This window comes from Alcaligenes sp. RM2 (assembly GCF_052931795.1).
The window spans coordinates 582,185-595,174 of record NZ_JBRFIO010000002.1 but is presented as its reverse complement, the minus strand read 5'-3'; the positions used below and the strand labels follow the sequence as shown (position 1 = coordinate 595,174).

The following is a 12,990-nucleotide window of genomic DNA, read 5'->3' as shown; positions in this document are numbered from 1 at the left end:
CCTGCAACGAGCAGCGCAATGCGGCTAGGCGGCTAATAGATCAGGTACAATTTTCCCTTGGTAATCGGCCCGTTCCGATTTTTCTTCGCGCCAGAGATGGCAAGTAGTGCCATCGATGTCCCCTGAGGCCTGGCTTATTGACCCATGCGGAGGGAATCATGACCGAGCTCGGTCAGATGGCACGTCTTGTGCCCGCTCACCCCCAGCTTCCTGTTAGCGCCTATTTCGACCACGCTCTGTTCGAGCGCGAACAAGAGCGTATTTTTCAGCAGTCGGCCTTGTACGTCGGCAATGAAAAACTTGTTCCCGAACCCGGCGACTGGCGCACCTTGATCCAGGAAAACGCTGCCCGTACTCTGATACGCAGCCAACACGGCGTAGAACTGCTCTCGAACGTCTGCAGGCATCGCCAGGCCCTGATGCTTGGTGGCATGCCCGGCCAGTCCAATCAGGCCAGCCACGGCTCCCTGAGCAGCACAGGCGGCAATATTGTCTGCCCCCTGCACAACTGGACCTATAACGCGCAAGGCGACTTGCTGGCGGCTCCCCGTTTCAAGGACAAGCCCTGTCTGAACCTGGAACGCTACCCCTTGCGGGATTGCCATGGCCTGCTGTTTGAAGGCCCGCGCGATCCAGCCCAGGATATGGCCGCCTTGTTCAGCCGCCCTGAATTCGACTTTCAGGACTATGTGCTGGATCACGTCGAAATCCACCAGTGCAACTACAACTGGAAAACCTTTATCGAGGTCTATCTGGAGGACTATCACGTCGCTCCCTTTCACCCTGGTCTGGGTCAGTTCGTAACCTGTGACGATCTGGAGTGGGAGTTCAGCGACTGGTATAGCCTGCAACGAGTCGGCGTGCATCAGGCCCTGGCCAATCCAGGCTCAGCTACCTATCGCCAATGGCATGACAATCTGCTGGCCTACCGCCAGGGCGAAGCACCGGATTTCGGTGCCGTCTGGGTAACCTACTTCCCCACCCACATGATCGAGATCTATCCGCATGTGCTGGTGCTCTCTACGCTGTACCCCAAGGGGCCGCAGGAAACCATGAATGTGGTGGAGTTCTACTACCCGGAAGACATCGTGGCCTTCGAGCGTGACTTTGTGCAAGCACAACGCGCCGCCTATATGGAAACGGCCATAGAAGATGATGAGATTGCCGAACGTATGGATGCCGGCCGCCGCGCCTTGATGGAGCGTGGGGTCTGCGAGGTAGGCCCCTACCAGTCACCGCTGGAAGACGGCATGAAGCACTTTCACGAATGGTATCGCTCCATGATGGACGAGCGGCACCACCCGTAAGACATCACCGCAAGCCTGCTTACTGCCCTAAGCAAGAAAAAAGCCTCAAAGCCGGGAGGGATCTCCCAGGCTTTGAGGCTTTTAATCCGATGAGCGTTTCAGCTCAATCAGAGAATTTGAATTTAGCGGTTCTTGCCGATCTGATCGCCGATCACGCCACCAATCGCTGCGCCACCGACCGTACCCAGAACGCCACCATTAGTGATGACTGCACCAGCCACACCACCCAGACCAGCGCCGGTTACGGCACCCTTTTGACGTTTGCTCATACCATCCCAGGAAGAGCAGCCCGCCATCACGACGGCCAGAACCGTGGCCATACCCACTTTAGTGATAGTCGTCATTTTCATCCGTAAACCTCCGTGAAGTATCCGTGCTCAACACGGCATTAAAGTCTATCTTCACCCTACGGAGCCAATTAGTCCAGACCCTATTGTTAGGCAACGCAACAGATGTAATTCAGCTTTTGTTCAGTTTATTTGATCAGGGCCAGAACCTGCTTGAATACGGGGTTAGCCGGCGTTTCCAACCATTCAAACATGGCCATTTCGGCGCTAACGCGCTCCAATCCATGCATCGCCCAGCGATCCCAGGCAGCTTGTCGGGACTCGGGATGGCGCGAGCCTACGCAGTCCCCGACCAGCACAGGTTCATAACCACGCTCCATCAAACCCAGGCCAGTTTGTAACACACACACGTGAGACTCTGTACCCAGTAACAAGACTCGTGTGCGCCCTACCGGCAAGGCAGGCAAAAAATCGGCTTCGCGCGTGGCATCGAAGTGGGTTTTATGCAGCACTTTATCAATATGTGGTAACAAAGAAGCATCGGTTGGGCCGATTTTCTCGGCCCAATGCTCGGTTGCCAGCACCGGCACCCCTAAAAGACGCGCCGCCTGTGCCAGCTTCCCGGCCCGTTCGACCAAGGCTTGGTGGTCTGCAATGGCGGGCAGGAGCCCCGTTTGCATATCCACAATCAGGACGAAAGACTGGTGAGCATTGAGCACAGGCATGGCACTTTCCTTATTTCAGGGACTTGTAGCGGATACGACGAGGTTTGGCAGCATCTTCGCCCAGACGCTTCTTCTTGTCTGCTTCGTATTCCTGATAGTTGCCATCAAAGAATACGACCTGCGAATCACCCTCAAAAGCCAGAATGTGGGTGGCGATACGGTCCAGGAACCAGCGATCGTGACTGATCACCATGACCGAGCCGGCAAACTCCAGCAGGGCATCTTCCAGAGCACGCAGGGTTTCCACGTCCAGGTCGTTGGATGGTTCGTCCAGCAGCAAGACGTTGCCGCCTGCGATCAGGGTCTTGGCCAGGTGCAGACGACCACGCTCCCCGCCAGACAGATTGCCCACGATCTTGTTCTGATCCGCGCCCTTGAAGTTGAAGCGGCCCAGGTACGCACGCGATGGCATTTCAAAGCGGCCCACGGTCAGCAGGTCTGCGCCATCGGCAATCGCGTCAAAGACGGTCTTTTCATTAGCCAGGGCATCGCGCGACTGATCCACATAAGCCAGCTTGACGGTTTGGCCCAGTTTGACCGTACCGGAATCAGGCTGCTCTTTACCGGCCAGCATGCGGAACAAGGTGGACTTACCTGCACCGTTAGGACCAATAATCCCGACGATGGCACCAGCTGGCACCTTGAAGCTCAAGTTGTCGATCAGCAGACGATCGCCATAGCCCTTGCTGACGTTTTCAAACTCAATAACTTCATTACCCAAACGCTCGGCCACAGGAATGAAGATTTCCTGGGTCTCGTTGCGCTTCTGGTATTCGTGCGAGGACAGTTCCTCGAAACGGGCCAGACGGGCCTTGGCTTTGGCCTGACGTCCCTTGGGGTTCTGGCGCACCCACTCCAGCTCTTTCTTGATGGTGCGCTGACGAGCACTTTCCGACGCCTCTTCCTGCTTCAGACGGTCGTCTTTCTGCTCCAGCCAGGAGCTGTAGTTGCCCTTCCAGGGAATACCGTGGCCACGGTCCAGTTCCAGAATCCACTCGGCGGCGTTGTCCAGGAAGTAACGGTCGTGAGTGACTGCTACGACGGTGCCGGGGAACTGGCGCAGGAACACTTCCAGCCAATCCACACTTTCCGCGTCCAGGTGGTTGGTGGGCTCATCCAGCAGCAACATATCAGGCTTGGACAGCAGCAACTGGCACAAGGCCACGCGACGCTTTTCACCACCGGACAGGTTGGCAATGGAGGCATCCCAAGGTGGCAGACGCAGCGCATCGGCCGCGATTTCCATTTGGGTTTCGATATCGTCCGCACCGCTGGTCGCGGCGGCAGCAATGATGGATTCCAGTTCGGCCTGTTCGGCGGCCAGAGCGTCAAAATCTGCGTCGGGCTCGGCGTATTCGGCGTAGACCTGTTCCAGACGCTGACGCGCCTCGAACACCTGGCCCAAACCGGCCTGCACGGCTTCGCGCACGCTGTGTTCGGGATTCAGCTGAGGTTCTTGTGGCAGGTAACCGATCTTGATCCCCGCCATGGGGACGGCTTCGCCCTCGATCTCGGTATCTACCCCGGCCATGATCTTGAGCAAGGTGGATTTACCCGAGCCGTTCAGGCCCAGCACACCAATCTTGGCACCTGGAAAAAAAGACAAGGAGATATTGCGCAGAATCTGCCGCTTGGGCGGCACAATCTTGCCCACGCGGTTCATCGAATAAACGTATTGAGCCATATAAACCTAAAAAGGAAAAACAGGTCGTGTTCGGAAAACTGGGATTGTAGGCGTTTGGCGCCCGAAAGGTGCGCTTCTGTCAGGTTCAGAACGAAACACCCGGCCTGAGTGCAGGCCTGTCTCAGGTAATATACTCACTTTTGCTAACAATCCAAAAACGCCATGCCCACACCTGACGCCCCTGAACTTGTATTTACCACCGAAGAGATCGAAACCCTGGGCCGCACTGCCGATGCGCTGAGTGCCTACCTGGGTCGTGCCGTCCTGGCCGAGATCGTGGGAGCGGAAGAAACCGGCTTTGAATGGGTCATCTTTGCCATGCCCCTGGACAAGAATGAAGACGAAAGCGAATTCACGATTGTGCAGGTAGGCGGCGAACAGGCCCGCATCGTGGGCAACCGCGGCGGCTTGGACCCCAAGGACACGGCGGTCTACGCCTGCCGTTACCTGTGGGCCATCCAGTTAAGTGATGCCGAGCCTGTGCGCTTTATCAAAGTGGACGAAGAAGGCGAGGAAGTCGCCTGGACCGAGACCCTGGAAGAATTGCTGCCCTTCGCCCTGAGCGAAGATGCCTTCGCCGTCGAGGATGATACGGATGAAGACGACGAGGACGATGATGATGACAGCCCGGAACCGGGCGTGCACGGCCACACCCTGCACTAATCGCGTTCAGGCCCGTCGCTTGTCCCGCAGATATAAAGCGACACCCACCGGCCACATCAAACCCACCAGCAGATAAGAGGCCAGGCCTTTCAAGCCATAACCTGCTGGTGGCTTGCGCCCACTGGCACGCAGGTGCAGCCCAAAGCGGGTGTAACGCGCGGCAGCCATCAAGAACGCCTTGGGTTCGTAGCGGAACCAGGGCAGACACTTCACCACCGTATCCTGCGCCAGCAGCCACAAGCCCAGTGCATGTTGCTGGCTGGTTTTGCCTTGCACCGACAAGGAGTCCGGGCTGTCGTGGTAGACACGGAATACGGTGTTCACAAATCGGTTCTTGTAGCCCGCACGGGCAATCGCCCGCCACACCAGGCTTTCTGGCACAAAGCCGTCGATCTGATCGGGAAAGGGAAACTTGCGCAACACAACGGTACTCAAACAGCCGAACTTCTCGCCCCGCACGTGGTAGCGAAAACTCATGTCCAAAGAGCTGGCATCAAAAATATCCTGGGGGAACATATCACCGACGACCTTACCATCCGGTCGCACACACAGGCCTGTAATGCCCGCATAGCCCGCTCGTTCTGATACGGGGATGTCGGCCCAGATCTGCGCCATATCGTAGAGCGCATTCACCAGCAGGGTGTCATCACTGTCCAAAGCAACGACCAGTTCACCTTGGGCCAGAGCCACGCCGTGATTGAACGCCGCCTTCTTGTGACGATTTTCCTGCCAGGCATAATGAATTGGAAAGGAGGCTTGCTGTTGCCAGCCTTGCACCAGTTCCCTTGTCCCGTCTGTGGAACCATCGTCAATGACCACCCATTCAAAATCCTGACAGGTTTGCTCGCACAAGGAAAGATACACGCGCTCCAAGGTGTGAGCGCGGTTATAGCTAGGTGTCAGGACGGTGAACAAATGGCGCCATTCCATACGCGGGTGTCCCCATAAACCACTGTTTTGATTATTGTTACGGGCAGCTACTTAGATCTGCATCAGAATGACATCATCATAAAGCAAGCACGGCGCTGTGCAGCGCACTATCTGCAGGGCTCCAGACAAACCCGAAGCAAAATCAAACGCGCACAAAAAAACCACAGGCAAGCCTGTGGTTTTTTTGCTGCTGGGTGTGATTTCAAGCTGAAAAATCAGGTTTCTGCTTGTACACCGCTCAAGCCAGGCACTTAGACGCGCTTGACCTTTTCCAGCATTTTGAAAACGCCCTTGGGTGCGCGCACAAACAGACGTTTGAATGCTTTACCCAGGCAACGACGCTCCAGCGTGTTGCGGCGAGTGCGTTTGATTTCCGCCATGGTGATCTCCGATCTTAATGTAAGCCCTGCCGGATGATCCCGACAAAAGCGCAATAGCTAACCAGAAATTCTACCGTAATCCGCGTTAAGATACAAAGGCTAGAGTGTGCATCCCTGGCAACACCTTGCTGGCGTGTACCGCTCTCACTGGCGCATGGGGCCTGTTTGACAGGCCTTTTCGCTGCCGCTTCCCTACTCTGCCCTCTCCAGAAAGCCGACCTTGCCATGAGCTCAGAAATTCGCATTTTTGGCGCCCGCCAGAACACTCTGAAAAACCTGAATGTACGTATCAAAACGGGCGAGTTATTGGTTATTACCGGCGTTTCCGGCTCAGGCAAAAGTTCGCTGGCCTTTGACACTCTGTATGCAGAAGGCCAACGACGCTATGTAGAAACCTTCTCCCCCTATGCGCGCCAGTTCCTGGACCGCATGGACAAACCTCAGGTCGATCGCATTGAAGGCATCTTGCCCGCCATTGCCATTGATCAGGTGAACCCGGTACGCAACTCGCGCAGCACCGTGGGCACCATGACGGAGCTGAACGATTACATCAAGCTGCTGTACGCCCGCTTGGGCGAGTTGTATTGCCGCCAGTGCGCCCAGCCTGTGCGCCGCGACAATGCCGACAGCATCGCCAAGCAGATTCGCAAGCTGGCAGAGGACCACGATGACCCACGCCTGGTTCTGACCTTTGCCGTCAAGGTTCCGGCCAACTTCACGCAGCAAGAAATTGAAACCTTGCTGCATCAGCAGGGCTACACCCGCCTGCACCACGAAGAAACACAGACCGTCACAGCCAGCAGCAGCACGAAAAAGGGCAAAAGCAGCAAAGCCGCCCCCACGGAGCAAAAGCTTCTCTATGTGATTCAGGACCGCTTCCGTGCCAGCACGGTAGAGCCGGAACGTTTCATGGAAGCGATCGAAGCGGCCTTGCGCCACGGACAAGGCAAGTTGACGGTGTATGCTTCGGCCAGTGTCGATGGCCCGGAAACCGCCTGGCGTTTCAGCCAGGGCCTGCACTGTGCTCAGTGCGATATTGAATACAGCACGCCCGTAGCCAGCACCTTCTCCTTCAACTCGCCCCTGGGCGCGTGTGAATCCTGCCGTGGTTTTGGCCGCGTGATGGGTATTGATTACGGCCTGGTCGTTCCCGATCCCAGCAAAAGCCTGCTGGAAGGTGCGATCCGCCCTTGGCAGACAGCCAGCTACAAAGAATGTCAGGTCGAGATGGAGCGCTACGCTCCGGCAGCCGGTGTACGCCTGAGCGTGCCCTGGAAAGACTTGAGCCAGGAAGAGCGCGACTGGGTGATTAACGGCACCCCGGACTGGAAAGGCGGCAATCAGGCCTGGAAAACCCAGTGGTACGGCGCGCAACGCTTTTTCGACTGGCTGGAGTCGCGCGCCTACAAGATGCACGTGCGTGTGCTGCTGTCCAAATATCGCAGCTACAACACCTGCCCGGCCTGCGCCGGCTCGCGTCTGAAACCCGAAGCCAGCTTGTGGCGTGTAGGCGATCAGGCGGCCCCCGCCGATTCCCGCTACCCACGTTTCATGCCCGTGCATTCCAACTGGCTGCGCGAGCAACTGGATGCCATGCCCGGCCTGAGCGTTCCGGACCTGATGCGTTTGCCTATAGAGCACGTACGCAGCTTTTTCCAAGGCCTGCACTTTGGCGATGCACGCGATGCGGCCATTGATCTGCTCTTGAAGGAAACCCTGTCCCGCCTGAATTATCTGTGCGATGTGGGCCTGTCTTATTTGTCCCTGGACCGCCAAAGCCGCACCCTGTCTGGCGGAGAAGTGCAGCGTATCAACCTGACCACGGCACTGGGCACCTCGCTGGTGAACACCCTGTTCGTGCTGGACGAGCCCTCGATTGGCCTGCACCCACGCGACATGCACCGCATTATTGAAGTAATGCATCGTCTGCGCGGCAATGGCAACACCCTGGTGGTGGTCGAGCACGACCCGCAAGTGATGGTGGCCGCCGACCGTATTCTGGACATGGGCCCCGGCCCTGGCGAGCGTGGCGGTCAGATTCTGTTTGATGGTTCTCCCCAAGCCTTGCGCGGTGCAGAAACGCTGACAGGCCGCTACCTGAGTGGCGAGCTCAGCATCGAATCGCCCCGCCCCATGCCGGTGGCCGAAAACACGCCCCGCCTGCTGCTGGAAGACGTCAGCGCGCACAATCTGCGCCATATCTCGGTGTCCATTCCACTGGGCCGTCTGGTCTGCGTGACGGGCGTCTCCGGCTCGGGCAAATCCACGCTGATTCAGGACGTGCTCTACCCGGCCATCCTGAAACAGCAAGGCAAGCCGACGGAAGCCCCTGGCCCTTACGGTGCCTTGCTGGGCGCCGAGCAAATTGCCGAAGTAGTGATGGTGGACCAGACGCCTATCGGCAAAACGGCCCGCTCCAACCCGGCCAGCTATGTCGGTGCCTTTGACCCTATCCGCAAGCTGTTTGCCCAGGCCCCGCTGTCCAAAGAACGCAGTTACACGCCCGGCACCTTCAGCTTCAATAGTGGCGATGGCCGCTGCCCGACTTGTGGCGGCACGGGCTTTGAGCATATCGAAATGCAGTTCCTGTCGGACGTGTACCTGCGCTGCCCGGATTGCGATGGCAAGCGCTTCCGCCCCGAAGTGCTGGAAGTGCGTATCGAACACTTTGGTCGCAGCGCCTCGATTGACGAGGTGCTGGACATGACCGTGCATCAAGCCATGGAGTTCTTTGAAGGCCTGCGCGATGTGCAAACCGGCCTGGCACCCCTGGCCGATGTGGGCCTGGATTACCTGAAACTGGGCCAACCTGTGCCTACGCTCTCGGGCGGTGAGGCACAACGCTTGAAACTGGCGGCTTATCTGGCCCAGGCTTCGCGCACCCGTCTAAGCCAGGTGAAGGTCGCCAAGAAAGGCAATCTGTTCCTGTTCGACGAGCCCACCACCGGCCTGCACTTTGACGATATTGCCCGCCTGATGCGCGCCTTCCGCAAGCTGCTGGCCGCCGGTCATAGCCTGCTGATCATTGAGCACAATCTGGACCTGATCCGCGCGGCAGACTGGATTATTGATCTGGGTCCCGAAGGTGGCGAGCATGGCGGCCAATTGCTGGGCGCGGGTACGCCTGGCGACATCATGGCGCTGGAGCAGTCACACACTGGCCATGCCCTGAAAGAGTACGAACAAGCCATTCTGGGTAAAGGCTCGGCCCTGTTTCAGGAACCCGAGGTGGACTATCAGGCCAGCTCCGGCGGCAGCAACGATGGCCAGATCGCCATCCTGAATGCGCGCGAACACAACCTGAAGAACATCTCGGTGCACATCCCGCATAACACCTTCACCGTCGTGACGGGTGTCTCCGGTTCGGGCAAATCCACCCTGGCCTTCGATATTCTGTTTAACGAAGGTCAGCGCCGTTACCTGGAATCCCTGAACGCCTACGCCCGCGCGATTGTGCAGCCTGCCGGTCAGCCCGATGTGGACGCGATTTACGGTATTCCACCTACCGTTGCCATTGAGCAGCGCACCAGCCGTGGGGGTCGCAAATCCACCGTGGCCACCATGACGGAAATCCACCATTTCCTGCGCTTGCTGTATGTGAAGCTGGCCACCCAATACTGCCCGGACTGCCATGTGCCTGTGGCCCCTCAAACGGCCGAGCAAATCGCCGCGCAATTGCTGCGTGATCATAAGGGTGAGCATATTGGTTTGCTGGCTCCCCTGGTCACCGCTCGCAAGGGCTACTACACCGACCTGGCCAAATGGGCGCAGGGCAAGGGCTATACCCATTTGCGCGTGGATGGCGAGTTCATCCCCGTCAACCCTTGGCCGCGCCTGGACCGTTACAGCGAACACACGCTGGAACTGCCGGTGGCCGACCTGATTATTGATCCACGCCATGAACTGCAACTGCGCCAAGCCATACGCGAGGCGCTGGAGCTGGGTCACGGCTCCTTCAGTGTGCTGGCTCCCCTGACGCCATCGGGTTCCATGTCGCTGGAGCAACGCCGACAAGGTCAACCGCTGTCCACGGCCAGCCAGCAACACTTCTCCGTCAAGCGGGCTTGCCCGTGCTGCGGCACCAGCTTCCCCGAGCCGGACCCACGCATGTTCTCCTACAACTCCAAGCACGGCTGGTGCAAGGACTGCTTTGGTACGGGCTTGAAGCTGACCGGCTTCGACCAGGAACAAACGGGCGAGGAAAACAGCTGGAATAACGGCTACGAAGGCGAAGCCGTGGAATGCCCAAGCTGTCACGGCCAACGCTTGAACCCAGTCTCTCTGGCCTTTGAATGGCGCGACCAATCCATTGCCAAGCTGGCCGGTTTGCCCGTGGATGAAGCGCAGACCTTTTTTGGCAGCCTGAACATGAGTGGTCGTGAGGCCGATATTGCGCGCGACATTCTGAACGAAATCCGCAGCCGTCTGGACTTCATGCACGAAGTGGGCCTGGGATATCTGGCGCTGGATCGTGCCGCCCCCACCTTGTCGGGTGGGGAAGCCCAGCGTATCCGTCTGGCGGCCCAGTTAGGCTCAAACCTGCAGGGCGTGTGCTATGTGCTGGATGAACCCACGATCGGTCTGCACCCGCGCGACAACCAGATTCTGCTGAACGCCATGGCGCGTCTGGAAGGCAACGGCAATACGCTGGTGGTTGTCGAGCACGATGAAGACACCATACGCCGTGCCCAGCACATTATTGATATGGGCCCCGGTGCGGGCAAACGCGGCGGTGAAGTCATCGCGCAGGGCACACTGGCAGAAATCGAGGCCAACCCCAATTCGCTGACTGGCCGCTATCTGCGCGAGCCGCTCAAGCACCCCATGCAGGCACGCCGTCCCGTCCAGGCCGATGCACCCATGCTGACGGTGCACGATGCCAGCCTGCATAACCTGAACAAGGTCCAGGCCGGTATTCCGCTGGGCAAGCTCAGTCTGGTGACGGGCGTGTCAGGTTCCGGCAAATCCACCTTTGCCCGCGATGTGCTGCTGGATAATTTGCAGCGCGTGGTCGGCAGCAAAGAAAAACCGGTGTGGCAGGGTTGTTCCAGCATCAGCGGCTGGGAAAGCCTGGACCGCGTGCTGGAAGTAGACCAGACCCCCATTGGCAAAACACCCCGCTCCTGCCCGGCCACCTATATCGGCTTCTGGGACGAGGTGCGCAAACTGTTTGCCAACACCAACGATGCCCGTCTGCGCGGCTGGAGCGCCTCACGCTTCTCCTTTAATACCGGCGATGGCCGTTGCCCCTTGTGTGAAGGCCAAGGCATGCGCACCCTGGAAATGAGCTTCCTGCCGGACGTGAAGGTGCCTTGTGACGCCTGCCACGGCCAGCGCTTCAATCCGGAAACCCTGGCGGTGACCTGGCGCGACGTCTCCGCCGGTCAGCTTTTGCAAATGGATGTGGATGAGGCGGTTGAATACTTTGCCGCACATCCTAAAATATTGCGCCCCCTGCAACTGATGCAAAGCGTGGGCCTGGGTTATCTGACCCTGGGCCAACCCTCCCCCACCCTGTCCGGTGGCGAGGCGCAGCGCGTCAAGCTGGTCAGCGAACTGGTCAAGGCTCGTTTGGACGAAGGTCTGACTCGCACAGGCCGCGCCTACAAGGCTCCGCACACCCTATACGTGCTGGATGAGCCTAGCGTGGGCCTGTCCATGGCGGATGTGGAAAAGCTGATTGTGGTGCTGCACCGACTGGTCGATGCCGGCCATACCGTGCTGGTGATTGAACATAATCTGGATTTGATTGCCGAAGCAGACTGGATTGTCGATCTGGGCCCCGAAGGCGGCTCGGGCGGCGGCAGACTGGTGGTGCAAGGCACGCCGGATCAAGTACAAGCCAACCATGCCTCGCATACCGGCATGGCCCTGGCGGAATTTTTAAAGGAACACGGCGCATGTATGGCCGATTTGAAGACAGACTAAAAGGCTATGCGCTGGAAATGCAGGGCTACCTGGGCCATATCCAGGCTCGTACCCCTGAGGACTTAAGTACTGCTTTTGAAAAAATCGAACAGGCTCGCCAAGCCGGCCACTGGGTGGCCCTGGCACTGGACTACGAACTGGCCGAGTTGTTCGAACCCCGTCTGTCTGCGCGTGATGCAGCGTCCCATGCGCCCCTGAATGCGCTGGTGTTTGAGCAGGCTCAGGAAGTGGCTTTATGGGATAGTCAGGCAAAGCCCGAATTGAAGGTCAGCCTTCAAATCAGTCAGAAAGACTATCGGGATGCGCTGGCCCAGGTTCAGCAAGGTTTGCAGGCCGGGGATTTTTACCAGATCAACTACACCATGCCCCTGTGCATTCAATCCGGCATGGCACCGCGTGATCTCTATACCGCACTGGCCAGCCGCCACCCTGTAGCCTACGGTGCTTATCTGGATCTGGGTGATCGTCATATCCTGTCGCTGTCACCCGAGCTGTTTCTGGAAAAACGTGGCAACACTGTGCGGACCCGCCCCATGAAAGGCACGCGCCCGCGCGACACCGACCCTGTTCAAGATCAGAAAAACGCCCAGGATCTGCAAAACAGCCTGAAAGACCGGGCCGAGAACCTGATGATTGTGGATTTGCTACGCAATGATCTGGGTCAGGTGGCCCGCACGGGCACGGTGCACACCACCAGTCTGTTCGATGTAGAGCAATATGCCTCGGTCTGGACCATGACCTCCAGCATTCAGGCAGAGGTAGACCCGGACTGCAGCCTGGAGGCCCTGCTACGTGCCCTGTTTCCCTGTGGTTCGATTACCGGCGCCCCCAAGCTGGCCGCCATGCAATGCATACGCCAGCTGGAAACGCAGCGACGCGGTATTTACTGCGGCTCGGTGGGGTATCTCAGCCCCCAGGGCGACTTGTCCCTGAATGTCAGCATCCGCAGTCTGGAGCTGAACAATCATGGTCAAGGAACATTTGGCGTGGGCGGTGGCATTGTGCTGGATTCGGACCCGGACCAGGAATGGTTGGAGTGCTTGTGGAAAGCACGCGTATTGCAGGCCCCTGTAACACTGATTTAAA

At 58.2% G+C, this 12,990-nt stretch carries 9 protein-coding genes; 4 read left to right on the top strand and 5 right to left on the bottom strand.

Annotation, left to right across the window (positions count from 1 at the left end):
• Nucleotides 1-158: 158 nt before the first annotated feature.
• Nucleotides 159-1,307, top strand: a complete 1,149-nt coding sequence (locus ACU6HM_RS09550) for an aromatic ring-hydroxylating oxygenase subunit alpha (protein ID WP_254499705.1) — start codon at nucleotides 159-161, stop codon at nucleotides 1,305-1,307.
• A 122-nt stretch (nucleotides 1,308-1,429) separates the two neighbouring features.
• Here the strand turns inward: ACU6HM_RS09550 and ACU6HM_RS09545 are convergent, their stop codons facing one another.
• The 3 genes from ACU6HM_RS09545 to ettA form a co-directional block, all read right to left on the bottom strand.
• Nucleotides 1,430-1,657: a glycine zipper 2TM domain-containing protein gene (locus ACU6HM_RS09545; RefSeq protein ID WP_009455083.1), complete on the bottom strand. Its 228-nt coding sequence runs from the start codon at nucleotides 1,655-1,657 to the stop codon at nucleotides 1,430-1,432.
• 125 nt (nucleotides 1,658-1,782) lie between these two features.
• Nucleotides 1,783-2,319 carry an isochorismatase family protein gene (locus tag ACU6HM_RS09540; protein ID WP_009455085.1) on the bottom strand — a complete coding sequence of 179 codons (537 nt, stop codon included), beginning with the start codon at nucleotides 2,317-2,319 and terminating at the stop codon, nucleotides 1,783-1,785.
• A gap of 10 nt (nucleotides 2,320-2,329) precedes the next feature.
• Complete coding sequence (gene ettA / locus ACU6HM_RS09535) at nucleotides 2,330-4,003, bottom strand: energy-dependent translational throttle protein EttA (protein ID WP_009455087.1); 1,674 nt, start codon at nucleotides 4,001-4,003, stop codon at nucleotides 2,330-2,332.
• A gap of 162 nt (nucleotides 4,004-4,165) precedes the next feature.
• On the opposite strand from ettA, the gene ACU6HM_RS09530 reads away from it, so the two are divergent.
• Nucleotides 4,166-4,666, top strand: coding sequence for a hypothetical protein (locus ACU6HM_RS09530; RefSeq protein ID WP_022983445.1), 501 nt, complete (start codon nucleotides 4,166-4,168; stop codon nucleotides 4,664-4,666).
• A gap of 6 nt (nucleotides 4,667-4,672) precedes the next feature.
• Here ACU6HM_RS09530 and ACU6HM_RS09525 read toward each other — a convergent pair whose 3' ends face one another.
• Both ACU6HM_RS09525 and ACU6HM_RS09520 read right to left on the bottom strand, forming a co-directional pair.
• Complete coding sequence (locus ACU6HM_RS09525; protein ID WP_009455091.1) at nucleotides 4,673-5,596, bottom strand: glycosyltransferase family 2 protein; 924 nt, start codon at nucleotides 5,594-5,596, stop codon at nucleotides 4,673-4,675.
• Nucleotides 5,597-5,847: 251 nt separating this feature from the next.
• The gene (locus ACU6HM_RS09520) at nucleotides 5,848-5,976 is read right to left on the bottom strand and encodes a hypothetical protein (protein WP_003803595.1); all 129 of its coding nucleotides are present in this window, start codon (nucleotides 5,974-5,976) and stop codon (nucleotides 5,848-5,850) included.
• A gap of 225 nt (nucleotides 5,977-6,201) precedes the next feature.
• Here ACU6HM_RS09520 and uvrA point away from each other — a divergent pair, with 225 nt between their 5' ends.
• Together uvrA and pabB are read left to right on the top strand one after the other, a co-directional pair.
• Nucleotides 6,202-11,904, top strand: a complete 5,703-nt coding sequence (uvrA, locus tag ACU6HM_RS09515; protein ID WP_446763715.1) for an excinuclease ABC subunit UvrA — start codon at nucleotides 6,202-6,204, stop codon at nucleotides 11,902-11,904.
• Entirely contained in the window at nucleotides 11,877-12,989 is a 1,113-nt protein-coding gene (pabB, locus tag ACU6HM_RS09510) for an aminodeoxychorismate synthase component I (protein WP_446763714.1), read from the top strand. Before uvrA ends, pabB begins: the two co-directional genes overlap by 28 nt.
• Nucleotide 12,990: the final 1 nt, after the last annotated feature.

Bases quoted from the DNA above. Each gene is read 5' to 3' on its own strand.
- pabB (WP_446763714.1), top strand. From the start codon at position 11,877: ATGTATGGCCGATTTGAAGACAGACTAAAAGGCTATGCGCTGGAAATG.
- ACU6HM_RS09525 (WP_009455091.1), bottom strand. From the start codon at position 5,596: ATGGAATGGCGCCATTTGTTCACCGTCCTGACACCTAGCTATAACCGC.
- ACU6HM_RS09545 (WP_009455083.1), bottom strand. From the start codon at position 1,657: ATGAAAATGACGACTATCACTAAAGTGGGTATGGCCACGGTTCTGGCC.
- ettA (WP_009455087.1), bottom strand. From the start codon at position 4,003: ATGGCTCAATACGTTTATTCGATGAACCGCGTGGGCAAGATTGTGCCG.
- ACU6HM_RS09540 (WP_009455085.1), bottom strand. From the start codon at position 2,319: ATGCCTGTGCTCAATGCTCACCAGTCTTTCGTCCTGATTGTGGATATG.
- ACU6HM_RS09550 (WP_254499705.1), top strand. From the start codon at position 159: ATGACCGAGCTCGGTCAGATGGCACGTCTTGTGCCCGCTCACCCCCAG.
- uvrA (WP_446763715.1), top strand. From the start codon at position 6,202: ATGAGCTCAGAAATTCGCATTTTTGGCGCCCGCCAGAACACTCTGAAA.
- ACU6HM_RS09530 (WP_022983445.1), top strand. From the start codon at position 4,166: ATGCCCACACCTGACGCCCCTGAACTTGTATTTACCACCGAAGAGATC.
- ACU6HM_RS09520 (WP_003803595.1), bottom strand. From the start codon at position 5,976: ATGGCGGAAATCAAACGCACTCGCCGCAACACGCTGGAGCGTCGTTGC.